The 26,630-nt window shown below is 66.1% G+C and carries 6 protein-coding genes; 1 reads left to right on the top strand and 5 read right to left on the bottom strand.

What is annotated here, in order from left to right:
• Positions 1–9: 9 nt before the first annotated feature.
• Positions 10–1,275 carry a malonyl-CoA decarboxylase family protein gene (locus tag R2770_06850; protein MEZ5280173.1) on the bottom strand — a complete coding sequence of 422 codons (1,266 nt, stop codon included), beginning with the start codon at positions 1,273–1,275 and terminating at the stop codon, positions 10–12.
• Between the two features lie 22 nt (positions 1,276–1,297).
• A complete protein-coding gene (locus R2770_06845; protein ID MEZ5280172.1) occupies positions 1,298–2,074 on the bottom strand; it encodes a YceI family protein in 777 nt (258 codons plus the stop codon).
• 37 nt (positions 2,075–2,111) lie between these two features.
• On the opposite strand from R2770_06845, the gene R2770_06840 reads away from it, so the two are divergent.
• Positions 2,112–2,825: an SOS response-associated peptidase gene (locus R2770_06840; protein MEZ5280171.1), complete on the top strand. Its 714-nt coding sequence runs from the start codon at positions 2,112–2,114 to the stop codon at positions 2,823–2,825.
• Positions 2,826–2,868: 43 nt separating this feature from the next.
• On the opposite strand, the gene R2770_06835 is transcribed toward R2770_06840, so the two are convergent.
• Genes R2770_06835 through R2770_06825 form a run of 3 tightly spaced genes read right to left on the bottom strand, consistent with a single transcriptional unit; the run spans position 2,869 to position 26,566 of the window.
• Complete coding sequence (locus tag R2770_06835; protein ID MEZ5280170.1) at positions 2,869–5,844, bottom strand: FG-GAP-like repeat-containing protein; 2,976 nt, start codon at positions 5,842–5,844, stop codon at positions 2,869–2,871.
• The gene (locus R2770_06830; protein MEZ5280169.1) at positions 5,844–22,904 is read right to left on the bottom strand and encodes a right-handed parallel beta-helix repeat-containing protein; all 17,061 of its coding nucleotides are present in this window, start codon (positions 22,902–22,904) and stop codon (positions 5,844–5,846) included. Before R2770_06830 ends, R2770_06835 begins: the two co-directional genes overlap by 1 nt.
• Entirely contained in the window at positions 22,898–26,566 is a 3,669-nt protein-coding gene (locus R2770_06825; GenBank protein ID MEZ5280168.1) for a CSLREA domain-containing protein, read from the bottom strand. The genes R2770_06830 and R2770_06825 overlap by 7 nt, the downstream gene beginning before the upstream one ends.
• Positions 26,567–26,630 lie beyond the last annotated feature (64 nt).

Here is a 26,630-nt window from a genome sequence, read left to right as displayed (position 1 = left end):
TCCTGGGGTTCAGGAGCGTTGAAGAGCGGCGAGGTCGGCCACTAGCGGTGAGTGGGCGATGTGCCCTTCTAGCTCGAGGCGTTGGCGGTTGGTCTCGATGCTGTCTGGGTCGTACAGGTAGTTCACCAGCATGCCCGCCGACTGGGCGATTCCGCGCTCGGAAGTGTCGCCGGCCCAGTTGATCCGCTCGACCCGGGCGCCGTTGCGCAGATGGAAGCGGGCGACCGGATCGACTGGCATGCCGTCGGGCCTGGCGGCCAGCAGGCACCGCGCACAAGCACGTTCGAGCACGGGCCTCACGCGGCGTACGTGCCGTGCGTCGCCGAGCCATCCAGGCTCGTCCAGGTGGGCCAGCTTGGCGCGATCAGCAGTGGACAGGCCTGCGTCACGAGAGCTTCGGCGGTCGTCGAGCCAACGGCGGAACCCGGGTATGGGTGACAGGGTCGAGAACGTTGTCAGTTCGGGGACCTCGCCCGCCAGCACCGAGGTGACCTGCTTGATGAGGGCATTGCCGAAGGTGACGCCGCGCAAACCGCTTTGGCAGTTGGTTATGGAATAGAAGATGGCGGTGTCGAACCGATCGCTCTCGGGTTGGCCCTGGCGCGGCGCCAGCAGCTGCTGAATAGAGCTGGCCAGACCTCGAGTCAGTGCGACTTCGACAAAGATCACCGGGTCGTCGGGCAGCGCCGGATGGAAGTAGGCGAATATGCGCCGGTCTGTGGCATCGAGCCGCCGCCGCAGGTCGTCCCAGCCGGTGATCTCGTGAACCGCCTCGTACTCGATCAGCTTCTCGAGGGTCCGCGCCGGGGTGCTCCAGTCGAGCGACCTCAACTCCAGAAACCCCCGGTTGAACCACAGCTGAAACAACCGCAACAGGTCGGCGTCTACGGGTTCCAGATCGGGCGCGTCGCGAGCAGCGTTGGCCAGGTCGGCGCGCATCTGCAACAGGGCGCTCAGCCCTGCTGTGGCGTTGTTCAGGGTGTCGAACAACGACATGCGAGGGGTCATGGTGGCGTTGCGCAGCCTCACCACACCCGAGTCGTTCGGGTCTGCGAGATAGCTGTCGATGGCACTGCGCACCGCCCGATGGTCTGGGCCCAGTTCGGACGCACAGAACGAGAAGAACCGGGCCCGGCCCTTCGGCGTCAGGTCGTGATAGCGGCGGATGACTACGTCGGCCACAGCATCGGATCCCGGGTCGCCGTGAAGCGCCACCAGGGCACGACAAGAAGCCACGAGGGTCTCGAGGATCTGCTCGTCGTGTTGGCCCGCCATCGGTGTCCTCCCGGAGCGGAAGCTATCGGGTGAAGAACAGCTGCATCTCGATGATGCCGAAGTCGTCGAGGGCTGCCACGATCGGCGCTGTGGGTGTCTCGACGCCGAAATCGGCGAAGGTCACCGTGGTGCTTCCCGTCACGACGACCACATTGTTGACCAGCTGGGCGGTGAGCGAGAAGGTCGCCGGCTGGGTGACGCCGTTGATGGTCAGGTCGCCTGTCGCCTCGGCCTCTATGGCGTCACCGCTGGCCGCGCCCGGGCCCAGCTCGATCGGGCTGGTCAAAGAGAAGGTGGCGTCTGGGAACTCGCCGGTGTTCATGGCACGCCTGGCGGCACGATCGCGTCGGCTGTCGTTGGTGGTGAGGTCGTCCAGCGTGGCCGTCAGCTCGGTGGCGGTCACGGTGTCGCCCTCGATGGTGAGTGTGCCGCTGATGGTGGGTGTGCGTCCGACCGCCACGGTGTCGACCCCTCCGACGAACTCTTCGTCGATGCGGAACCCCACGAACGAGCTGGTCGCGTCCTCGAAGTTGAACTCTCCGATCGAGGTGTCGACCGTCCAGGTGCCGGCGATGCCTTCGGAGCTGCCCGAGTCGCCCGATGCCGTCGAGCCGTCGGAGGCTGTGGTGTCGGAGCCACCGCTGACTACCGCAACGGCTGCGTCCTGGTTGACCTCGTCTGGTGTGTCGCGGTTGATGATGCGGTACACGGCGAAGCCTGCGCCGACCACCAGCAACACAAGGATGACCAGCAAAATCTGTACCGGTCGCTTCTTCAGAATCGGTTGATCGTTCGCCACGTGTTCCCCTCGGGTTTGGAGCGATACGGTACCCGCCATGTGTGGTCGTTTCGTGTCGGCGTCGCCCCCAGATGAAATCGCCAGGTACTTCGGGGCCGAACCTCCGGCGCAGGCGCAGGAACTCGGCGCCAACTACAACGTCGCTCCCACCAACGATGTCTACGCGGTACGCGAGACGGCCGACCATCATCGCCACCTCGATCCGTTCCATTGGGGCCTGGTGCCGATGTGGGCCAAGGACACCAAGATCGGCAGCCGGATGATCAATGCCCGCAGCGAGACGGCCGACCAGAAGAACGCTTTCAAGCGACCGCTTGCGAATCGTCGGTGCCTGGTGCCGGCCGACGGGTTCTACGAGTGGAAGGTCGTGGGCACCGACGAAAAGGGCAAGCCTCGAAAGCAGCCGTTCTACATCTATCGCGCCGATGGCGAACCCTTGGCCATGGCGGGCCTCTGGGAGCGGTGGCGCGGCCCCGACAAGGACTGGGATCAGGCGCTGCACTCGGTGACGGTTCTGACGACGTCGGCCAACCGGTTCATGTCCGACATCCACGACCGCATGCCGGTGTTCTTGGCTCCGGATGCTTGGGAACGATGGCTCGATCCCGACTTCCACGATCTGCACGAACTGAAGGCGCTGTTGGTTCCGGCCCCCGAGTCGCTTCTGACGGCACACGCGGTCGACCCCAAGGTGGGCCGGGTATCGAACAAGGGCGCCGACAACATCGCCGTGTACGACCCGCCCACCTGAGCCACCCGGCGCCGGCTGCCGGACGCCGGGAGGCGTGCGCCGGTCAGCGACCGGTCAGGGTCTCGAGGGTGACCGAGTGCAGGTCGAGACTGTTGCCGATCAGCTCGGCGGGCACATAGCCGCGACCCATCGGCGTCTCGACTTCTACGTGGCGCACCTTGCCGATGGTGCAGCGCTTGCCTGTCACCCAGATCAGGTCCGACTCGGAGGTCAGGGCGTAGCCGATGCGGCTGCCGCGGCGGCTGACGACATCGACGACCTGACCCCTGGCTATGCCCTCGACCACACCGGCTGTGGGCATGCGCCTCCAGCGGCTCATGACGAACATCACCAGCGCTGTCCAGGCGGTGGCGCTCAGCAGCAGGCGCAGCGGCAGGCGGAAGTCACCGGTGAGCTCGAGCAAGCCCAGGAAGACCGACAACACACCCACCGAGGGTGGCTTCTCGGCGATGATGGTGGCTTCGGGTCGGCTGACCTCGGCCAGGGTCTGGGCTTCGTACGACAACTGCGGCGGCACCACCTGGATGGTCACCGTGGCCTGGCTCGTGTTGCCCACCTCGTCGACGACGAAGTAGGTCAAGGTGATGGTTCCGGTGAAGCCGTCATCGGGGCGGAAGGTGATGGTGCCGTCGGGGTTCAGGGTGTACGAGCCGTTCGAGACGCCCGATATCTCTATCGAGGTCGGGTCCAGTGCGGCCTCGATCAGGTCGTTGTCGAGGATCCGAATGGTGATGGCGTTGTCGCGTTCGGTTGTGACGATGTCGTCTCGGGCCGCAAGAGTCGGCGGTCGTGGGACGCGTGTGGTGGTCGTGACGTCGTCTCGGGGAAGCCCGTCGGGCGACGTGGTCGATGTTGTCGACGTGGTGGTCGTCGAGGTGGTCGTGGTCACCGCTGGCGTGGTCGTGGTGGGGGTGCTGATCGTTGTCGTCGTCGTGGTGGTCGAAGTCGTCGGCGACACCCGGTCGTCGAACAGATCGAGATAGTCGGGGATGCCGTCGCCGTCGAGGTCGCGTGCGTCGGACGGGTCGCCATCGCCGTTCGTGTCGGGTAGTTCGTCTGCGGTGGCGATGCCGTCGCCGTCGTCGTCTGTATCGAGATAGTTGGGTATGCCGTCGCCATCGGTGTCGAGGTTCGAGCCCGGACCCTCGTAGATGGTGTCCACACCGTCGCCGTCGTCGTCGGCGTCTTGCCAGTTGTCTGTGCCGTCGCCATCGCTGTCGCCGACGACCTCGTTTCCGTTCTGCACGCCGTCACCGTCGGCGTCGGCCAACGGACCATCGTCCGGGTTGGCATCTCGGTAGTCGGGAAGTCCGTCGCCATCGAGGTCCCAGGCGTCAACCGGATTCAGGTCGCCGTTCGAATCGGGGTTCTCGTCTGCGGTGTCGATGCCGTCGCCATCGTCGTCGGTGTCGAGATAGTCGGGCGTGCCGTCTCCGTCGAGGTCGCCCGAGGTCGGGTTCTCGTATCGGGTGCCGACGCCGTCGCCGTCGTCGTCGTTGTCGAGGTAGTCCGGTATGCCGTCGCCGTCGGAGTCGTCGTTGGTGTAGTTGAAGTCGCCGTTGCGGTCCTCGATCGAGTCGGGGACAGTGTCGCCGTCGCTGTCGCCGGCCGGCGCCTGGGCGAGGGTGATCACCCATGCGGCGCCTCGATCGGTTCCGCCACGGTCGACACCCCATGTGCCGACGACCAGGTCGACCACGCCGTTGTTGTCGAGGTCGCCGAGATTCGCCACCGAGCGACCGAACTGTTCGTCGTTCTGGAAGCTCGAGTCGAATCCGGCCGAGCCCTGATCCACCGTGATCGTGTCGATCACGGCGCCGGCGGTCGTCAGTCGGACTATACGAATACGGCCCTGGTCGGCGCCCGAGGCGTCGTAGGTCGACATGCCAACCGCGATGTCTTCGATCGAGTCGTTGTTGGTGTCGCCCACGCCGGCCACGCTGCTGCCGAAGCCCTCGTTGGCGAAGGCCAGGCCGTTGCCCATGCCGCTGATGGTGGCAGTCGCCTTGACGGTGCCTGTCGAGTTGAGGCGCACGATGTGAACGGCGCCGCTGCCGCTGCCGCCTATGGGCGAGTTGGGGCTGCCGATGGCCATGTCGGGTGTGCCGTCGTTGTCTATGTCGCCCAGGCCGGTTATGGCCGAGCCCCAACCGTCGCCCGCCGACATCGACGGTGTGAACCCGCTCGATCCGCTGACGATCTTGCGGGCCGATTTGACGTTGGCGCTCGAGTTCAACAGCAGCACCCATACTGCACCCGCGTCGGTGCCTGAGGTGTCGTCGCCGATGGCGCCGACGGCGATGTCGTCTATTCCATCGCCGTCGACGTCTCCGATGTTGGCGATGTCCCTGCCGAAACCGTCGCCGGCGGCGAGGGGGCCCGCGAACCCGCTGAGCCCTTGGGTGATCATCTTCTCGCCCTTGACGCTGCCGTCAGAGTTCAGGTTCAGCACGTAGACGGCGCCGGCGTTCGTCGCCGCGGTGTCGTCTTGGAACGCTCCAACGGCGATGTCGGGGATTCCGTCGCCGTTTACGTCGCCCAACGGGGCGACGGCCGACCCGAAGTAGTCCACGTTGTCGAGGCGCGTCCGCAGGCCACCTTCGGTTTCACTTATCAGGGTCGAGTCGAGGACGGTTCCGTTGCGGCGCATCAGCAGAACCCACACGCCGCCCCGGTCGATGCCGACATCTTCGTGGAAGCGGGCGCCGACAGCGATGTCGGTGACACCGTCGCCGTTGACGTCTCCGATGGCGGCGACCTCTTCGCCGAATCGGTCGCCGTTGGCGAGGCCTACGACCTCGCCGGTGGTCGAGTCGATCGACCGGTTGACGAGTACCTCGCCCGATGGAGCAAACGGGGTCAGGGCCGGGTCGACGAAGTCCATCTGGGCTCCGAATCGACCTGGCCCAGGGCGTCCGACGATGTAGCCCAGCGCCTGCGCGGCGTCGCCCAACGCTACGACCAACGCCGTCAGCAACAGCAACGACAGCGCGGCGCGCTTGAGAAGGGCTCGGATCATCACCACAGTGCCACCTCGATGAGAGGAAGCGCGGTGACGGCCGCAGGAGGTGCACCCAGCGATGGATTGCCCTGGCTCGACCACCACCGCAGGTTCGTCCAGGCCGACAGCGTTGCCGGTACCGACCCGCTGAGAGCGTTGTTGTGAACCGCGAACAGCTCGATCTGGGTAAGGGCCGACAGGCCACTGGCGATGCTGCCGGGCAGGGCATTGTCGTAGAGCCGTACGGTGCGCAGCGATGTAAGCGTGGCGAACGACGCCGGGATTGTGCCGGCCAGCTGATTCGACGCCAGATTCAGGTGCTGCAGGTTCACCAGGGTTCCGATGCCTGCGGGAATGCCGCCGACCAGCTCATTCCCCTGAAGGTCGAGGGTCACCAGCGAGCTCATCGATCCGATGCCCGCCGGTATCGACCCACCTAGGTCGTTGTGGCTGAGGTCGAGATAATCGATCGATGCGCTCGCCACGAGGGTGGTCGGGATACCACCGGTGAGCCAGTTGGTGTCCAGGTCGACCACGCGCAGCGCCGAGAGGGTGTCGAGTCCGGTTGGGATCGTGCCCGAGAGCGAGTTGTCGTTGAGCCTGACGATCTCGAGTGCCGCGTTGCCTGTGAGGTTCGGGATCGTGCCGTTGAGGGCGTTGCGTCCCAGATCCAGGTGGGTCAACCCCGCCAGGTCGGCGATGTTGGCAGGAATGTTGCCGTCCAGATTGTTGGCGTCGAGGGTCAGCTCGGTTACGAAACCACCGCTGCAGGCGACGCCGTACCAATTGCATGGCGAGTTGTGTCGCAGCCAACCGGCGTTGTTGTTCCAGCCTGCGACAGATGTCGCCGCGGCAAGGCTTACCAGGTAGTCGCACTCGGCCTGTGAGATTCCGTTGGCGAGCGAGCAGTCGACACCACCGTCGGGGTCGAGGTAGTCGGGAACGGTGTCGCTGTCGGTATCCAGCGCGTCGGCAGGGTCGCCATCGACGTTGGGGTCGGCATTCTCTTCGGCGGTCGGCGCACCGTCGCCGTCGTCGTCGGCATCGAGATAGTCGGGCGTGCCGTCGCCGTCGGTGTCGGGGCCAGGATTGGTGACCGGGTTACCGTCTAGGTCGACGTTGGCGTCCTCGTGTATGTCGAACAGGCCGTCTGCGTCGCTGTCGGCGAACGAGCTGATGGCCAGCGACAGCTCCGAAGTCTGTACGAGGTTGACGCACAGTGCGTCCGAGCAACTGGTCGCAGTGGCAGCGACGGGGGTGTTGGCATTGCCTGGGTAGCTGTGCTGGAGGCTGATCGAGCCGCCACCGGGGTGGTTGACCACGGTGTAGGCGATCGGGACCTCTGCTTCGCCATAGCCGCTGGGGTCGGCGCCCGACGGGTTCTCGTAGAAGTCGATTCGATAGTCGCCGGCTGGCACGTCAAGGCTGTAGTCGATGGTGACGGTGCCTGCGATGGCTACAGCGCCAACCAGGCTCGGATGGTTGAGGCGGCCGTTGGGTCCGGTGTCGACGTCCAGAGCATCGTTGACCAGCGGGCCGATGGCGCCGAGGTCGATGGCCAGCCCGGTGTTGGAGTGGATGCGGTTTCCGACTATGTACACCGCGGCGCCCGCGATGGCGTGAACACCGATGCCGTTGTTGACGATGAGGTTGGCGTCTGCAGGGTTGACGCCACCGATGCGTGAGTTGGCGGCCGACGCTGTGATGCCTGTGCCGTTCGGAGCAACGAGTGCCTGGGTCGGGTCTGTCCCCAAGTAGTTGCCGCCGATTCTTCCGGCGCCGGGGCCAAACGAGTCGATGGCACTCTGGGCAAAGCCGCCGATGGCCAAGCCGGTGACGGTGCTGTCACCGACGGTCAGGGTCAGGCCGGTGGCACCAGGGCCGGCCGACGAGCCGTCGAGGTAGATCTTGATGACGGCGTTGAACGGGTCGGGCGTGGTCGCAGTGTTCTGGGACGCTCCGGGCTGGGTGTAGCCGTCGATGACCAGCGGGGCGGTGATGTCGGCGTACTTGCTGGTCGGAGAGAACAGCCAGTAGTCGCCTGCGACCTGGTAGCCGGCGTCGGACGTTGGCAGGTCGAAGTCGACTAGGTCGACGATCGCAGTTGCGTTCGATTCCTCGATGGCCGCGCGCAGGCCACAGGCGTTGCGGCCGTCCGCAGCCAGCGCGCCTGTAAAGCAGATACCGTCGCCGGGGTCCGAGTCTGGGGCGTCGGTGGTCGAGTTCACGACCACCCGCACCGAGGTCAGGAAGTCCAGCAGGATCGCAGAGCCGGCGCCCGCAGCACCGTCGTCGTCGCCTGGGAGACCGACAACGATTCCGATCGGGCCGTCCAGATCGAAGTCGCCCACACCGGCCACCGACGTGCCGAACGCGTCGCCTGCTGCCAGCTGCGGGGTGAGGAATGGCGTTGCCGCCGAGAGTGTCCAGTCGGACTTGACCGTGCGGTTGCGATCGAGCCTGAGCATGTGGACACGCCCGGTGTCGGCGCCACCCGTGTCGTTGCCGGGAGCACCCACGACCAGGTCGGGCACTCCGTCGACGTTGACATCGCCCAGCGGTCCAACGGCCGTGCCGAAGGCATCACCGTCTGCGGGAGGTGTCGCCAGTCCGCCGGCCGTTGCCGAGATCTCCTGCTCGGCGAGGACGAGACCGCTCGACGACAACGAGATGATGTAGACGGCGCCTCGATCGGTGCCTCCGGCGTCGGCTCCGGGTGCGCCGACGGCCAGGTCATAGGTGCCGTCGGCGTCGACGTCGCCAAGGCCTGCAACGCCTCGACCGAAGGCGTCGCCACCCGCCAGGGCAGCGGCCAGGCCACCGCTGGTGGCCGAGATCTTCTGCTGGCCGGCGACGCTTCCGGTCTGGTCGAGGAACAGTACGTAGACGGCGCCGGTGTCGGCGGCCCCGTCGTCGTCGCCGATTGCTCCCACGGCGATGTCCTTGACGCCGTCGCCGTCGACGTCGCCGAGGTTCGCAACCGATGTGCCGAACCCGTCGGCATCGTCGAGAACCGCAGCGAGGCCGCCGGTCGTGTCGGAGATCTTCTGCTCGCCGATCACGTTGCCCAGTGCGTCGAGCATCAGCAGGTGGACAGCGCCGCGGTCGGTGCCGCCGTCGTCGTCGCCAGGGGCAGCCACGACCAGGTCGGCAGATCCGTTGTTGTCGATGTCGCCGATGCCGGCAACGGCATACCCGAAGGCATCTCCGTCGTCGAGCGTCGCGGCTAGGCCCGCCGTCCCCGATGCGATCTTGACTTCCGAAGCCACTGTGCCGTCGGAGTTCATCAACAGCACGTAGACCGCGCCGCGCGCCGTACCGCCGGTGTCGTCGCCGGGTGCGCCGACGGCCAGGTCTACGACACCATCGCTGTTTACGTCGCCGATGGGCACTGCTGCCGATCCGAACCCATCACCCGCGAGCAGCGGGCCGGTCAGCGACCCAGAAAGGTTCGACAGTTTTCGCTCGGTCTGCAGACCGGTGCCCGCTCCGCCGGTCGGCACGTCGAGGTAGTTGGGCTGCCCGTCGCGGTCAGCGTCGTAGGCGTCGCGCGGGTGGCCATCGCCGTTGGTGTCGGTCAGCTCTAGCGACGTCGCTATGCCGTCGTTGTCGTCGTCGTTGTCGAGGTAGTTGGGTGTGAGGTCGGTGTCGGTGTCGGTTGCGTCGGCGGGGTTGCCGTCGGTGTTGGGGTCGGCGTTTTCGTGGATGGTGAGGATGCCGTCGCCGTCGTCGTCTGCGTCGAGGATGTCGTTGATGGTGTCGCCGTCGGTGTCGCCTGGTTGTTCGTGTTGGTTGTGGACGCCGTCGCCGTCGAGGTCGCCTGTGGGTCCGTCGTTGTCGTCTGCGTCGAGGTAGTCGGGTGTGAGGTCGGTGTCGGTGTCTTGGGCGTCGGCGGGATCGCCGTCGGTGTTGGGGTCGGCGTTTTCGGATGCGGTTGGGGTGCCGTCGTTGTCGTCGTCGTTGTCGAGGTAGTTGGGTGTGAGGTCGCCGTCTGTGTCGGTTGCGTCGGCGGGATCACCGTCGGTGTTGGGGTCGGCACCCTCGTGGATGGTGAGTAGGCCGTCGCCGTCGTCGTCGTTGTCGAGGTAGTCGGGAGTCAGGTCCCCGTCAGTGTCGGGACCAGGGTTGGTGCTCGGATCACCGTCGAGGTCGACGTTCGTGTCTTCGAATATGTCGAACACACCGTCGCCGTCAGAGTCGGAGGCAAGCGCTCGCGACATCTCAGATGTCGATCCGTACGACGACGGAGCGATCTCCTCGGTGATGCTCACCGACAATCGCGTCGAGTGGGTGCCAGGTACCGACGTCGTGTAGCTCGCCGACCCGCCGGGATGGGCGGCGATGAAGTAGGTAGCCAGCAACGTGTCGGCTTCGCCGTAACCGGTCGGGTCCGCCGCCGGTGTGCCGAAGATCTGCACGTGGTAGGCGCCTGCGGCCGCATCGACGGTGAAGTCGATCGTCACCGAGCCACCGGACGCGACAACCGCATCGATCGTCGGGTGGTTGACGGCCTCGTCGATGTCCGGCGCGTCATTGACTGTCGGACCGTCGACGTCGGCATCGATTGCCAGCCCGGCGCTGTCGTAGATCTCGTTCGAGAGAATCACGTTTATGGCAGCCTTCGGTGCCAGCACGCGCACGCCGTCGGCGTTGGGGTCGCTCTGACCGCTGCCCGCGATCGTGTTGCCCTGACCGGCGCCAAGACCACCGACTTGCGTGTTGGTTGCCGTCGCTCCGACCAGCACACCGTTGGCGCCCGAGCCTGGCGAAACGATCAGTCCCGAATCGGTACCGATGAAGTTGCCCTGCACGCTTGTGCTGTCGGAAGCCCCGGTGATGGAGATTCCGTCCTGGCCCGACGCAACGATGACATTGTCGATCAGCGACGACGAATCGGCATCGTTGTCGACCCCGACGCCACTGGCCGCATTGCCCATGGCGGTCAGCCCGTCGAGCCACAGGCCGATCCAGTTGCCTTCAACGACCACGTCGTCGGTTGTTTCACCGTCGATGACCACGCCGGCTTCTCCGCTGGAGACGATGACGTTTCGGTGGGCCGCGCTAGGACCACCGACGACGGTGCGGGCGGCACCGGCCTCGACAGCAACGCCGTGTATGACGGTTCCCAGGCCCGGAGCGCCGGTAGGACCGGTGCCCACCACATTCGCCACGACCTGGTTGTCGACCGCTGCGGCTCCGGCCACAACGATGCCCCGCATCGATGCGCCGACGTGGTTGCCGCCGCCGATGTCGCCAATCTGGGTTTCGGCCGCGGCGACGCGAATGCCCATACCCGACAAGGCATTGGCGGTGGTGCCCGCAGCGTCGAGACCGATGTGGTTGTCGACGATGCGGCTGCGGTCGGCGCCGGCCTCTAGTTCGATGCCGTCACCGGTGAATCCGCCGATGGCGAGGGCGCGCACCGTCGAGCCCCCAGCGGTTCCGGTGAGGTGCAGGCCGTCGCCGACCAGACCAACCAGCTCGACGACGGGTGTCGTTGCGTAGCCCGACTGAGTGGACGCATCGATGGTGATGCCCTCGACGATGTCTGGCAGGGGAGTGACTCCGACATCGATCGTCCATATGCCGCCTGCGTTCCCGGGATCGCTGCCGGGCACCGAGAAGGTGATGGTGTCGTGGCCGACCGATGCGTTGGCCTCGTCGATGGCGGCGCGCAGGGTGCACTCGGGGTCACCCTCGCTGTTGAGGCCGCCCGTGTCGCACAGGCCGTCGCCGGGCACCGCGTCGCCGGTGTTCGCGGTTGAGTTGACCGCCAGCAGTTCACCAGCCTGGATGGTCGTCGAGAACTCCGACGTGGAGCCCAGCTGGCCCGCACCCAGGTCTTCCAGGACGGTCAGGCTCAGCACATCACCCGAGGCTCCTGGCACCACGATGGTGAAGTACTCGGGCCCCGTTCCGGCTGAGGTGATCGAACCCGAACCGACGTATGTCTGACCTTCGCCGAAGCCTGTGGGGTCGGCGCCGCCGGGGTTCGCGAACGCCTGTATCGAGTAGTCGCCAGCGGGCAGGTCGGCGACCAGCACCACCTCGACGTTGCCTGCGCCGGCGTCGTGGGCAGCCTGAACGAACGGCCGGTTGACCACGTTGTCGGTGTCGGGCCAATCGTTGAGGGTGATGCCATCGCCGTTCCAGTCGATGCCCAGACCACCGTTGGTGTGAATCGAGTTGGCCGTGATGGTGATCGACCGGGGTGTGGTGGCGCTCGGCTCGATACCCGCTCCGGTATTGCCTGCGACGACGTTCGAGTCGATGGTGGCGTTGGGGGCTCCGTCAACATGGACGCCGACACCGTTGGCGATTACGGGTGTGCCGCCGGCGTCGGTGCCGATGAGGTTGCCTTCGATCGTGGCGTTGGCAGCGGTGGAGGTCACGGCGACGCCTGCGACGGTGTTTCCGCCGATCAGGTTGCGGTCGGCAGCAGCGTCGCCGCCTACCACTGCGCCGGGGCCGGCCAACTCGACGCCGCTATTGCCATTCGGCACCGCTGCAACACCGGCCTGCGAAGTGCCGATGTAAGTGCCGGCGATGGTCACGCGATCCGCTGTCGCTGTCGTGACCACGCCAGACTCGCCGAACCCGTTGATAACGAGGCCGCGAACGACCACGTCGTCGGCATCGACAATGATGCCGTCCGCGCCAGCCCCGGCCGACGAGCCGTCGATTTCGATCATCTGAGTGCCGTTCAGCGCGGCGGGGCCGGCGTTGGTGTTGGCGACGAACCCTGGCTGGGTGGCGCCGTCGACCAGCAGCCGGTCGGTGATGGCGGGCAGGGCAGAGGTGGGCGAGATCGACCAGTAGACGCCTGTGAATCCCGGGTCGGTTGCGGGAATGGCGAAGGTGATGGTCCCTACGCCGGTGACCGCGTTGGCCTCCTGGATGGCGGCGCGCAAGGTGCACGCGGGGTCGCCCTCGCTGTTCAACCCACCGGTGTCGCACAGGCCGTCGCCGGGCAGCGCGTCCGCAGCATCGCCGGTCGAGTTGACGACGTTGGTGTTGGCGGCGGCCAGTTCCAGCACGAACACTGCACCGGTGTCGGCGGCGCCGTCGTCGTCCCTGAACTGGCCGACGACTATGTCGGTCAAACCGCTACCCGACAGGTCGCCCAGCACGCCGATCGAGCCACCGAACCAGTCGCCCGCATCGACACCGCCGACCGGTCCGCCCTCGGTGGCAGAGATCGTCTGATAGCCCTTGACGGTGAAGTCGCTGTTCATGAACAGCACGTGCACGGCCTCGGGCGCCGAGGCGCCACCGGGCATGCCTACGATCAGGTCTGCGACGGTGTCATCGTCGACGTCTGCGGCCGCCACGGCGTAACCGAACAGGTCGCCGGCCAACAGCGGCAGGGCCAGCGAAGCGGTGTTGTCGTCGATGATGTTGTCGGCGAACACTGTGCCGTCGCCGTTCAGCGACAGGATCCACACACCGCCCTGGTTGCTGGCGGTGGCGAAGTGGTTGGGTGCACCGACCGCGATCTCGAGCCGGCCGTCACCGTCGAGGTCTCCGATGGGCGCAATCGACTCGCCGAAGTGTTCGGTGTCTGCCAGCGCCGGAACGAAGCCACCCTCGGTGTCGGAGATCTTCTGGTCGAAGCGAACGGTGCCGTCGGCGTTCAGCGACACGATGTACACGGCGCCCCTGTCGGTGCCTGCATCGTCGTCGTTGCGGGCACCGATGGCGACGTCGGGCATACCGTCGCCGTCGAGGTCGCCCAGCGGGGCCACGGCGGAGCCGAAGTTGTCGGCAACGTCGAGCACACCGCCGAAGCCGCCCTCGTTGCCAGAGATCGTCTGCTCGGCCTTGACCGTGCCGTCGCTGTTCAGGAACAGCACGTGGGCCGTGCCGGTTGCGGCGCCCAGGACGTTGTTGGCCGGCGCGCCGACGATGATGTCGACCAGGCCGTCGCCGTCGAGGTCTCCGATCGGTGCGACGCTACGGCCGAAGAAGGCTCCGTCGCTGAGGGTTGCCGCCAGCCCGCCCTGTGTGTCCGAGATCTTCTGTTCGGCCTTGACGGTGCCGTCTGTGTTCATGAACAGGATCCACACTGCACCGCGGAGGGTGCCACCGTCGCTGTCCTGGTCGGCGCCGACCGCCATGTCGACCACGCCGTCTCCGTCGAGGTCACCGATGGCCTTGGTCGCACGACCGAAGTGGTCAACGGTTGTGATGGGTCCGGTCAGGCCGCCGCTGGTGGCCGAGATCTTCGTTTCGGCGAACACCACGCCCGAGCTGGCGCCGGCCGCGGCTGCGAGATAGTCGGCGGTGCCGTTCCAGTCCGAGTCGACGGCGTCGCGCGGGTCGCCGTCGCCGTTGGGGTCGGCGTCCTCTGCACCCGTGAGAATGGTGTCGTTGTCGTCGTCGTCGTCGAGATAGTTGGGCGTGAGGTCGCCGTCGGTGTCGACTGCGTCGGCGGGGTCGCCGTCGCCGTTGGGGTCCGAGCGCTCCCAGGTGGTCAGCAGGCCGTCGCCGTCGTCGTCGGCGTCGAGGTAGTCGGGGGTGAGGTCGCCGTCGGTGTCGGGCCCGGGGTTGGTGGCCGGGTCGTCGTCGAGGTCGCCGTTGGCGTCTTCGTAGATGTCGCACAGACCGTCGCCGTCGCTGTCCTGACAGGTGGCCGTGGTGACCGGTCCGAACTCTGACGTCGCTCCATAGGTGGGTCCTGCGAATTGCTGGGTGGCGGTCAGCGAGACCTGGTCGCCGACCGAGCCGCTGAAGGTCAGCTGGAACGCCTCGACACCCGATCCGGCGTGGGCGATGACAGCGCCGGTTCGGAAGTTCTCGCCCTCGCCGTAGCCCGATGGATCGCCACCCGACGGGTTGGTGAACGCTTCGATGCGGTAGTCGCCTGCGGGAACGTCGAGTTCGAAGTCGACGGTGACGGTGCCACCCATCTCGCTGATGCCGGTGATGACCGGGTGGTCGAGCACGGTGTCGACGTTGCTGTTGGGGGTGACACCGTTGCTCAGGATGTCTATGCCGAGCCCGCCGTTGTTCCAGATCAGGTTGCGCAGGATCGTCGTGTCGGTCAGAGCTGTGTCGATGCCCACTCCGCCGTTGTTCGCGATCAGGTTGCGTTCGGCCAGTGTCGTGCCGCCGATGACAGCGCCGGTGGCCCCCGGATTGAGGTCGATACCCGGTCCGCTGAAGCCGATGTCGAACGATCCGGTCTGGTCGGTGCCGATGGAGTTTCCTGTGATGACCGGGTTCGCATCGTTTGTGCCGATTCCGGTAGTGCCGTTGCCGATGACATTGCCCACGATCACCGTTCCGCTGGTGCTGATGATCGCGAAGCCGTCGAGCAGGTCGGAGCCGAATGTGGGATCGGTGCCTATGTAGTTGCTGTCGATGAGGTTGTTCGCGTCTCCGGCTGCCTCTATCGCCCAGGGCCGTCCGCCGATGACGTTGGGAGCCAAAGACGAGCCGATGCGGTTGTCCGAGCCGTCCCAGAGGTTCATCCCCTCCCCGAAGGGATCGACCACAAAGGACTGCGTGGCGTCGGCGCCGATGATGTTGCCCAGAACCAGGCTCCTATCGCCGGGCGTGTCGATGACCACGTTTGCGTTGTCGGCGCCGGACAAGAGGTTGCGGTCGGTCGCGGTGAGGCCGCCGATCATTGCGTCGTTGGCGTTGATGTACACGCCGTAGGCGTTCGATGCTTCGGTTGCTCCGTCGTTCAGGACGCCGATATAGGCGGCCACCACCGTTGCGAAATCGGCGTCGACCTGGATCCCGAAGCCACCGGCTGTGTCGAAGTTGACGATCGTCAGGCCGCGCACGGTCGTGTCTGCGGATTGCAGCCAGAGGCCGTCACCTCCGAGGCCGACAGCAGCACCGTCGATGACGACGACCTGGGTTCCGTTGATGGGCAGCGGGGCGGCGTTGGTGTTGGCGACGAAGCCCGGCTGTGTCGAACCGTCGATCGTCGCGGTCTGGGTCAGTGCGGGGTAGGCGGTTGCGGGGGACAGGGTCCACACACCGGCGGAGTGGCCCGCCTCGGTTGCCGGCATGTTGAAGGTGATCCGGTCGCGGTCGGAGGCGAAGTTGGCCTCCTCGATCGCCGCCCGCAGGGTGCATTCTGGGTCGCCGGCCGAGTTGAGCGCGCCGGTGTCGCAGGTGCCATCGCCGACGACAGAGTCGCCCGCGTCGCCTGTCGAGTTGACGACCAGCTCCCAGCCCGAGGTGATCGCGGCCGAGAACTCTGAGGTGGGGCCGTAGTTGCCTCCGCCGAGGTCCTCGGTCGCCGTAGCCGTAAGAACGGTTCCGGCAGTGGTCGAGATCGTGGCGCTGTGGTTCTGGCGACCGCCGCCCAGGCTGGTCACGGTGGTCGAGCCGACCAAGGTTTCGCCCTCGCCGAAACCGCTGCCGTCTGCGGCACCGTTGGCGAAGAACTCCACTCTGTAGTCGCCGGCGGGCACGTCGAGATCGAAGTGGACCGTGGTGTTACCGCCACCGTCGTCTCCAGCCGCGCGGATCACCGGGAAGTTCAGCAGCCCGTTGACGCCGGTATCGGCGTCGCCGACATCGTTCGCCGTGGCGCCGTCCTCGTAGAAATCGATGCCGAGCCCTGTGTTGTCGTGAATCGAGTTGCCGATGATCGTCAGGCTGTTGGTGGTGTCGAACACGGCGACACCGGCACCGGCGTTGTTGGCGATCTCGTTGTCGTCGCCGACGCCGGTTCCGCCGATTGTGACCGGGACGTTGGAGACCACGGAAACACCCGAGTCGCCGTTGCCCGCAGCGCCGCCGACTGCGTCGACACCGATGGAGTTGCCCGTGACGTCGACCATGCTGTTGGTGATGAACAACCCCAAGCCGGTGTTGGCGGCGATGACGTTGCCATCGACGAGGTTGTTGGTCGAGTCACCGATGTCGAGACCTCGGCCGTTGGCGACTGCCGTGGTTCCGTCCGAGCCAACGCCGATGTAGTTGTCGATGATTCGGGTTCCGTCGACGCCGAACACATTGATGCCTGCGAGCACTGCGCCACCGTTGGCCGCCACGACGTTGTCTTGAACCAGGGTCGTGTCGGCGCCCCAGATGCGCATGCCCTGCTGGCTGTTGCCGCGGGCGACCAGGCCGGTTGCGTCGGTGCCGATCAGGTTGCCCCGCACGACGTTGGTGGCGCCGGTCGACTCGAGCCGCACACCACGGAGGTTGTCGGACAGGACGTTGCGGTCGGCCGGGTCGGTGCCGCCGAGCGTCACACCGGACACAGTCCCGAACTGGAACCCGCCGTCTCCGTTGCCGGCCGCTGTCGTGCCGTCGGCAGCGAGGCCCAGGTAGTTGCCTGCGATGACCGAACCGTCGGCTCCGGTGTCAGCGAAGATGCCGTCGCCTCCGAAGTTGCCGATCGACAGGCCCCGAACGGTGGTCGTTGCCTGGAGAGTGAGACCGTTGACGCCGGCGCCTGCCGACGTGCCGTCGATCGCGATTGCGATGGTGCCGTTCAGACCGGCCGGTGCTGCCGCGGTGTTGACCGAGGCTCCGGCCTGCGAGTAGCCGTCGATCGTCGCAGCCGAGGTAATCGCCGGCAGAGCCGAGGCGGGGGAGATGGTCCAGACACCAGCGGCGTGGCCTGGGTCGCTGGCTGGGATGTCGAACCAGACCGTGTCGAAGCTGGCCGAGGCGTCGACCTCTTGCATGGCGGCGCGCAGGGTGCACTCGGGGTCGCCCTCGCTGTTCAACGCACCCGTGTCGCACAGACCGTCGCCAGGCGTCGAGTCGGTGGCGTCGCCGGTCGAGTTGACGGTCAGCTTCGTCGACGTTGCGAGGTTGACGATGTAGAGCGCGCCACGGGCATTGCCCCCGTCGTCGTCGCCCCACGCGCCGATGGCCAGGTTGGTGGTGCCGTTGCCGTCGAGGTCGCCGAGGGGCGCCAGTGCGCTGCCAGAGCCGTCGTTGGCTTCGAGCGGACCGGTGAGGCCACCGCTGGTGGCACTGATCGTCTCGACCGCTTTGACCGTGCCGTCGCTGTTCAGGTGGATGATGTGGGTGGCACCCGCGTTGACGAAGCCGTCGTCGTCGCTCATCGAGCCCACGGCGATGTCTGGTATGCCGTCGCCGCCAAGATCGCCGACGCCGGCGACCGACCAACCGAACCAATCGCCGTCTTCCAGCGCAACGGTCAGTCCGCCAGTCGTCGAGCTGATCTTCTGCTCGGCTTTGACGGTGCCGTCGGTGTTCATGAACAGGATCCATACGGCGCCGCGGGTCGGGCCACCGTCGTCGTCGCCGTAGTTGCCGACCACCAGGTCGACCACGCCGTCGCCGTCGATGTCGCCGGCGGGTGCCACTGCAGAGCCGAACCAGTTGAGGTTGCCCAATGGTCCGGTCAGTCCTCCGACCGTCGAGCTGATCTTCTGCTGGGCCTTGACGGTGCCGTCGGCGTTCAGGAACAACACGTACAGGGCCCCTCGACCCGAGCCTCCGTCGTCGTCACCTTCGGCTCCGACCACGAGGTCAGGAATGCCGTCGCCGTTCAGGTCGCCGACACGGGCAATGCCGCCACCCCAGAAGTCGCTGGCGTCGAGCGTTGCGCCGAGGCCACCCGCCGTTGCGCTGATCTTCTGTTCCGATCGGACCGTACCGTCGGGGTTGAGGAACAGGACATAGACCGCGCCTGCGTCGACGTTGCCGTCGTCGTCGTTCAACACGCCGACCACGAGCTCGGCCAGGCCATCGCCGTCGAGGTCGCCGACCGTGTCGACCGAGTAGCCGAACTCGTCATCGTCGTCGATCGGCCCGGTCAGCCCACCCGTGGTCGAACTGATCTTCTGCTCGTCCTTGACAGTGCCGTCAGGGTTGAGGAACAGGATGTAGACGGCGCCCCGCTGCGAGCCTCCGTCGTCGTCGAACGCGGCACCCACCGCCACATCGACCACGCCGTCGCCATCGAGATCACCGATGGGCGAGATGGCGTTGGCGAAGAAGTCGGCGTCGTCCAGGGTTGCGACCAGCCCGCCCGCCAGGTCGCTGATCTTCTGTTCTCCGGCTACCTGACCGCCCGCACCAGGAAGGGGGCCGTCCAGATAGTCGGGCTGGCCGTCCCAATCGAGGTCGAGGGCGTCGCGTGGGTCGCCGTCGGTGTTGGGGTCTGCGTTTTCGGCGCTGGTTGGCACCCCGTCGCCGTCGTCGTCTGCGTCGAGGTAGTTGGGGGTGGTGTCGCCGTCGGTGTCTGGGCCGGGGTTGGTTGCCGGATCGTTGTCGAGGTCGGCGTTGGCGTCTTCGAATACGTCGTACAGACCGTCGCCGTCGGAGTCGGTCGATTTGACGAGGTCGAGGATGTAGACGGCACCGCGTTTGCTGCCGACTCCCTCGGCACCGAATGCGCCGATGGCAACGCCGAGGGCGCCGTCTTCGTCCAGATCGCCGATCGCGGTTACCGATGACCCGAACTGGGACTCGTCGCCCAGAGGGCTGGTGAAGCCGCCCGCGAGGTTGCTGATCTCGGCGGTCGACTGAACCATGCCGGCGTTGTCGAGAGCCAACAGGTACACCGCACCGCGAAGTATCCCGCCGCCAGCCGACCAAGGCGCACCGACGGCGACGGTCATTGAACCGTCGGCGTAGACGTCACCGAGAGCCGCTACCGAAGCACCGAAGTTGTCCCCGTCGGACAGGACGGGGTCGAGGCCACCCGAGAGTGAAGAGATCTTCTGTTCGGACTTGACGGTGCCGTCGGTGTTGAGGAAAAGGATATGGACCGCGCCGCGGTCGGTGCCTCCGTCGTCGTCGTTGAGCGCGCCGACAACGATGTCGGCCGCTCCGTCTCCATCGAGGTCGCCAAGGCTGCTGACGTCGGTGCCGAAGAAGGTGCCTGTCACGGTGGCGACAAGGCCACCTGTGCCCGTCGCGATCTTCTGTTCGGACTTGACGGTGCCGTCGGCTTTGAGCAAAAGCACGTACACACTGTCAGATCCGTTGGCACCGACCACCAGGTCGGGTATCCCGTCACCGTCGAGGTCGCCGATCTCAGCGGAACGGTTGCCGAACATGTCGGACGCACCGAGGGTGGCAGCGAGCCCGCCGGCGATGGACGAGATCTTCTGTTCTGTCTTGACGGTGCCGTCTGCGTTAAGGAACAAGATGTAGACCGCGCCGCTGTCGGATGCGCCGTCGTCGTCATCTCGAGCACCCACCGCAAGCTCGGTCACGCCATCGCCGTCCAGGTCGCCCAGAGCGGCAACCGACGACCCGAAGCTGTCGCCGTCGTCGAGCGAGGTTGCGAGCCCTCCGGAAGTGTCGCTGATCTTCTGTTCGGCCTTGACGGTGCCGTCCGCGTTCAGGAACAAGACGTAGACGGCGCCGCGGTCTGTTCCGCCGTCGTCGTCCCACAGAGCCCCGACTGCGATATCGACGACACCGTCGCCGTCGAGGTCTCCGAGCGCAGTGGTGTCGTAGGCAAAGGCGTCGTCGATGTCGAGCGTGGAAACCAACCCGCCGCTGGCATTGCCGATCTTCAACTCGGCGAAGACCCGTGGTGCCGCGCTGGTCGTCGGAAGGTCCAAGAAGTCGGGTTGGCCGTCGAAGTCGCTGTCGAGTGCGTCGCGTGGGTGGCCGTCTGCGTTGGGGTCTGCGTTCTCTGCGCTGGTTGGCACGCCGTCGCCGTCGTCGTCGGGGTCGAGGTAGTTGGGTGTGGCGTCGCCGTCGGTGTCTGGGCCGGGGTTGGTTGCCGGGTCGTTGTCGAGGTCGGTGTTTGCGTCCTCTGCCGAGTCGCACAGGCCGTCGCTGTCAGAGTCGTTGCACGCGGTCGCGGTGAGGTCGAGGATGTAGACCGCGCCCCGGTCCATGCCGCCGTCGTCGTCATTGTTGGTGCCGATGACGATGTTCAAGGCGCCGTCGCCGTCTAGATCGCCCAGCGAGGCAACCGACGATCCGAACTCGTCGCCGTTGTCGAGTGGTCCAGTGAGGCCGCCGCCGGTGGAGGAGATCTTCCACTCGTCCTTGATGGTGCCGTCGGTGTCGAGGGCGACGAGGTAGACGGCACCGCGGCCGGTTCCACCGTCGCCGTCGAGCTTCGCTCCGATAGCCAAGTCGTTGATTCCGTCGTCGTTTAGGTCGCCGAGCGTTGCGACGGACCAGCCAAGGCTGTCCGAGTCGTCGAGCGTCGCGCTCAGACCTCCGGCGGTATCGGAGATCTTCTGTTCTCCCTTGACCGTGCCGTTGCTGTTGAGGAACAGGATCGCCACGGATCCCCGGTTGGGTCCGCCATCGTCGTCGGAGGGAATGCCGACAGCGATGTCCTCGACACCGTCGCCGTCGACGTCTCCGATGCCGCTGACTGAACGCCCAAAGAACTCGAAGTCGCCGAGCGGCATCGCTAGTCCGCCGATCGTCTCCGAGATCTTCTGTTCGGCTTTAACGGTGCCGTCTGGGTTGAGGAACAAGACGTAGACCGCGCCGCGATCGGTTCCTCCGTCGTCGTCGGAATCTGCGCCGACCACCAGGTCGTTGACACCGTCGCCGTCGAGGTCGCCCAAACCGGCGACCGACCGTCCGAACACGTCGGAGTCGTCAAGCGAAGCGGAGAAACCGCCTGTGGTGTCGGAGATCTTCTGTTCGGCTCTTACCGTGCCGTCGGTGTTGAGGAACAGGATGAAGACAGCGCCTCGGTCGGTTCCTCCGTCGTCGTCGTCCGGAGCGCCGACCGCCACATCGCCGATGCCGTCGCCGTCGATGTCGCCGAGCGCTGCCACCGAATAACCGAATTGATCCGAGTTGGCCAGTGCTCCGCTGAGGCCACCCTGCGTGTCGCTGATCTTCTGCTCGGAGGCGACCGTTCCATCGGCGTTGAGGAACAGGACGTAGACGGCGCCTCGGTCGGTTCCTCCGTCGTCGTCCAGCGGAGCGGCGACGGCGATGTCAACGACCCCGTTACCGTCGAGATCGCCGAGGCTGGCGACGTTCTCGCCCATCGAGTCGTTGTCGTCGATTGGACCGACGAGTCCGCCGGTGGCGGATGAGATCTTCTGTTCGGCTGTGATTGGTGTGACAGACGGGCCTGCTTCGGTGTCGAGGTAGTCGGGCTGTCCGTCGTGGTCGGTGTCGAGTGCGTCGCGTGGGTCGCCGTCGGTGTTGGGGTCGGCGTTCTCTGCGCTGGTTGGTGTGCCGTCGCCGTCGTCGTCGGCGTCGAGGTAGTTGGGGGTGGTGTCGCCGTCGGTGTCTGGCGCTGGGTTGGTGGAGGGGTCGTTGTCGAGGTCGGTGTTGGCATCTTCTTCGTGGTCCCACAGTCCGTCGCCATCGGAATCGACTGCTGCTGCGGTGACGGTGGCTACCGCCGAGAACTCTGACGTGGAGTCATAGCTGGGCCCGGCGAGCTCTTCGGTCGCAGCGAGCGAGACGATGTCTCCCGCGGATCCGGTGTAGATGATCTGGAAGCTCTCGGCTCCCGAGCCGGTATGGACGATGGATGTCCCGGATTCGAAGACCTCGCCTTCGCCGTACGTGCTGGGGTCTGCGCCCGACGGGTTCGTGAAGGCCTCGACGCGATACGTCCCCGCGGGGACGTCCAGGTCGAAATCGACCGTCACGGTTCCGCCGGACTCGGTCGCAGAGGTGATCTCGGGATGGTTCAGTTGCTCGTTCGGACCAGCGTCGAGGTCGTCGGCGTCGTTCGGCGTGTGGCCGTCGCCGTTGAGGTCCCAACCCAGTGCGGTATTGGAGTGGATCGAGTTGCCGAGCGACGTGATGTTGTTGGAGTTTCCGTGGATCGACACACCCTCGTCGCCATTGTGGGCGATGGTGTTGCCCTCGCCAGGGCCGGTGCCGCCGAACACCACCTGGAGACTGTCGCCGAAGTTCAGAGTCACGCCATCGCCGGTATTGCCCAGTGCCGTGGTGCCGTCGGAACCGACGCCGATGAGGTTTGCGAGGAACGTCGCGCCTGGCGAAGTCAGGACCTGAACACCCTCGCCATCGTTGCCCGAGATCACGTTGTCGGTGACAATCGCATTGAAGGCACCGTTCAGGTCGAGGCCTTCGTCGGCGTTGCCCCTGTCGAGCAGGCCGGTGACATCGGTGCCCAGGTAGTTGTTCTCGATGGTGTTGCCGGCGCTCAGCACCAAGAGGCCCTCTTGGCCGTTGGCCGAGATGACGTTGCGATCGGCTGGGTTGGGCCCGCCGATGGTGTTTGCGGTGGCCGCAGCGTCGACCTCGATGCCGTCCTGACCGTTACCCGCAGCGGTGGAACCGTCGGGGAGCAGGCCGATGTAGTTGCCGGCGATCGTGCTGCCCGAGCCCGACTGTACAAACATGCCGTCTTCGTCGAAGTTGGTGATCGAGAACCCGCGCACCTCGACAGACGAGGCCGCAATGACCAGACCGATGCCGCCAAGACCGGCCGAGGTGCCGTCGACCCGGACGATGGGCGTGCTGGCGAAGCCGGGCTGCGTGCTCGCATCGATCGAGGCAGTCGCGGTGACCGAGGGCAGGTCCGACCCCGGAGAGATCGTCCACACACCACCCGAGTGACCGGACTCGGTGGCCGGCATGTCGAAGGTGATCGCGTCGATGGTTGCAGAGGCGTTGGCCTCCTGGATTGCGGCGCGAAGCGTGCATTCAGGGTCGCCCTGCGAGTTGAGGCCCCCGGTGTCGCACGATCCGTTACCCGGAACCACGTCGCCGAAGTCGTTGGTCGAGTTGACGATGGCGACGGGGGAGGGGGACAGGTCGAGGATGTAGACAGCGCCAGCCGACGACCCACCGTGTCATCGAAGGGAGCGGCGGCAGCCAGGTTCAGCGAACCATCGCCGTCGAGATCTCCCAAGCTGGACAATCCGACGCCGAACCAATCACTGAGGTCGAGCGTCGAGGCAAAACCGCCTGTGGTCGATGAGATCTTCGTCTGTCCGACGACCAGGCCCGCAGAATCGAGCTGCAGCACGTAGATCGCACCAGCGTCGGTGGTGCCATCGTCGTCGCGGGGCGCGGCGACGGCAATGTCGCCCACACCGTTGCCGTCGATGTCGCCGATGCCCGCGACCTCGTGGCCGAAGAACTCGTCGGTGGAGAACGTCGCCGACAACCCGCCGGTGGTCTGGCTGATCTTCTGGCTGGCCTTGACCGTGCCGTTCGAGTTCAACCGCAGCACCCATGCCGCACCGAAGTTGGCGCCGTCATCGTCGTCGCCGAAGGCGCCCACAGCGAGGTCCACAACTCCATCACCGTCGATGTCGCCGATGGCCGCCACCGAAGCTCCGAACAGGTCGCTGTCGTCGAGAGCGGGGCCGCCTCCGGCAAGTTCGGAGATCTTCTGCTCGGCCTTCACCGTGCCATCGACGTTGAGGAACAGGATGTGCACCGCGCCGCGGTCGGTGCCAGCATCGTCGTCCCAGTAGGCGCCGACGGCGATGTCGCCGACTCCGTCGCCGTCTAGGTCGCCCAAGCGTGCGATCGCCTCGCCGAACCCATCCGTGTCATCGAGGGTTGCTGCCAGCCCGCCGCTGGTGTCGCTGATCTTCTGCTCGGCTTTGACGGTGCCGTAGGCGTTGAGGAACAGGATGTGCACCGCGCCGCGGTCGGTGCCGCCGTCGTCGTCATAGACGGCGCCAACCGCCAGGTCGGTGATGCCGTCACCGTCGATGTCGCCGATCGCTTCGACGGCTTCGCCGAAGTTGTCGCCGTCGTCGAGGCTGGCCAGGAGCCCGCCGCTGGTGTCGCTGATCTTCTGCTCGGCTTTGACGGTGCCGTCGGCGTTGAGGAACAGCACGTACACCGCACCGCGCCCGGAACCGCCGTCGTCGTCGCCGGGTGCACCCACCGCAAGGTCGGCTACGCCGTCGCCATCGAGGTCGCCGGGTGAGGCGGTCGAAGAGCCGAACCAGTCGTCGGCGGCCAGTGGGCCAGTGAGGCCGCCCGCAGTGGCCGAGATCTTCTGCTCGGCGGACACGGGAGTTGTCGAGCTCGCCGCCTCGACGTCGAGGTAATCGGGTTGGCCATCCCAGTCGCTGTCGAGCGCATCACGAGGGTCGTTGTCGCCGTTGGGATCGGCGTTCTCGGCAGCGGTCAGGATGCCGTCGTCGTCATCGTCGTCGTCTAGGTAGTTGGCCAACAGGTCGGCGTCGGTGTCGGGGCTCGGGGTCGTCGTCGGGTCGTTGTCGGCGTCGAGGTTGGCGTCTTCGTAGCTGTCACAGATGCCGTCGGTGTCGCTGTCGAAGCAGGCTGCTGCCGAGATCTCAGAGGTCACGCCGTACGATCCGGCCCCGAGGTCTTCGGTTGCGGTGAGCGTGACGATGTCGCCGACCGAGCCGCCCGTGTACTGGATCGAGAACGACTGCGGTCCTGACCCGCTGTGAGCGATGACAGCCGAGTTCTCGAACACCTCGGCCTCGCCGGCGCCTGTGATGTCTTTGCCTGAGGGGTTGGTGAACACCTCGACGCGGTAGTTGCCGGCGGGCACGTCGAGGTCGTAGTCGACGGTGACAGTTCCCCCTACCGACTCGCCGATCGAGGTGATGACCGGGAAGTTCAGAAGGTCGTTGGCGCCGGTGTCGATGTCGTTGGCGTCGTTCGGGGTGATGATCCAATCGTTCCCGAGCTGGATACCCAGCGATATGTTGCTGTGAATCGAGTTACCGATGATCGCGATGGTGTCGTTGGTTGCGTCCAAGACGAGTACGCCATACCCGTTGCGGCTGTGGGCAATGACGTTGCCTTCGCCGGCACCGTCGCCTCCGACCTCGATCAGGCTCGTGGTCTGGCTGATTTCCAGGCCTTGAAGGCCATTTCCGAGAGGCGTGGTGCCGTCCTGACCAACACCGATGTTGTTGCCCTGGATCGTGACCGTATCGACGTTCTCCCAGAGGTGGATTCCCGACAGGGTGTTGGCGCTGATGACGTTGCCCTGACCGCTGCCACCAATGGTGTGGCCGGTCGAGTTCTGGACCTGCAAGCCCTCTTCACCGTTGCCGAGCGGGGCGTTTCCGGTCGAGTCGACGCCGATGAGGTTGGCGGTGATGGTGGCGTTGTCCGCACCGTCGAACACCAGCACGCCGTCGAGGGTGTTGCCGCTGATCACGTTGAGGTCCAGCGTCACACCGGTCGAGTTGACGAGCACACCGCCTGCACCATTGGGTTGGGCGATGAGGCCTTCGACATCGGTTCCGATGTAGCTGTCGGTGATGCTCGAGTTGTCGGCACCCGGATTGGCCATGACGCCGTAGCCCGACCAGTTGCCGATGGCAAGTCCTGCCATCGTCAGCTGTGCCGTGGCGTGAATGCCGTCGCCGGTTGTGGACGACCCGTCGAGGAACACGACCGGGCGTCCCTCGGTTCCGTATTCGCTCTGTGAGGTGCCGACGATGCTCAGCTGTCCGGTGATGACCGGCAGGGCCGATGCCGGGGTGATCGTGTACGACGCTGGTGATGCCGAATAGCCGGGCTCGGTGTTGGGCATCGAGAAGAAGATCAGGTCGCTGCCGCCGAGGGCATTGGCTTCCTGAATGGCGGCTCTCAGCGTGCACTCGGCGCTGCCCTGCGAGTTGATGCCACCCGTGTCGCAAACACCGTTGCCCGCGCTCGCGTCAGCGGCGTCGCCGGTCGAGTTCACCACGAAGGCCGCCTGAGCGCTGATGTCGCCTCCATCGTCGGCTGTCTGAGCGGCGACGGGCACGGGCGCGAGCAAGCCCACCAGCATCAGCATCGATGCAAGCGCGGAAGACAGGCGTCGGCGCCAAGAGCGGTGCCGGATGCCATTCGAGAAGCCAAGAGAACGCGGCGAGGTCATCGAACCGACATCACCACCGGGTCGCTTGCATGAGAACGCACAAAGGCGCTCGTGACAGTCACGA

This window comes from Acidimicrobiales bacterium (genome assembly GCA_041394185.1).
GTDB lineage: Bacteria > Actinomycetota > Acidimicrobiia > Acidimicrobiales > Poriferisodalaceae > JAAETH01.
This window is presented reverse-complemented; position numbering and strand designations above follow the sequence as displayed.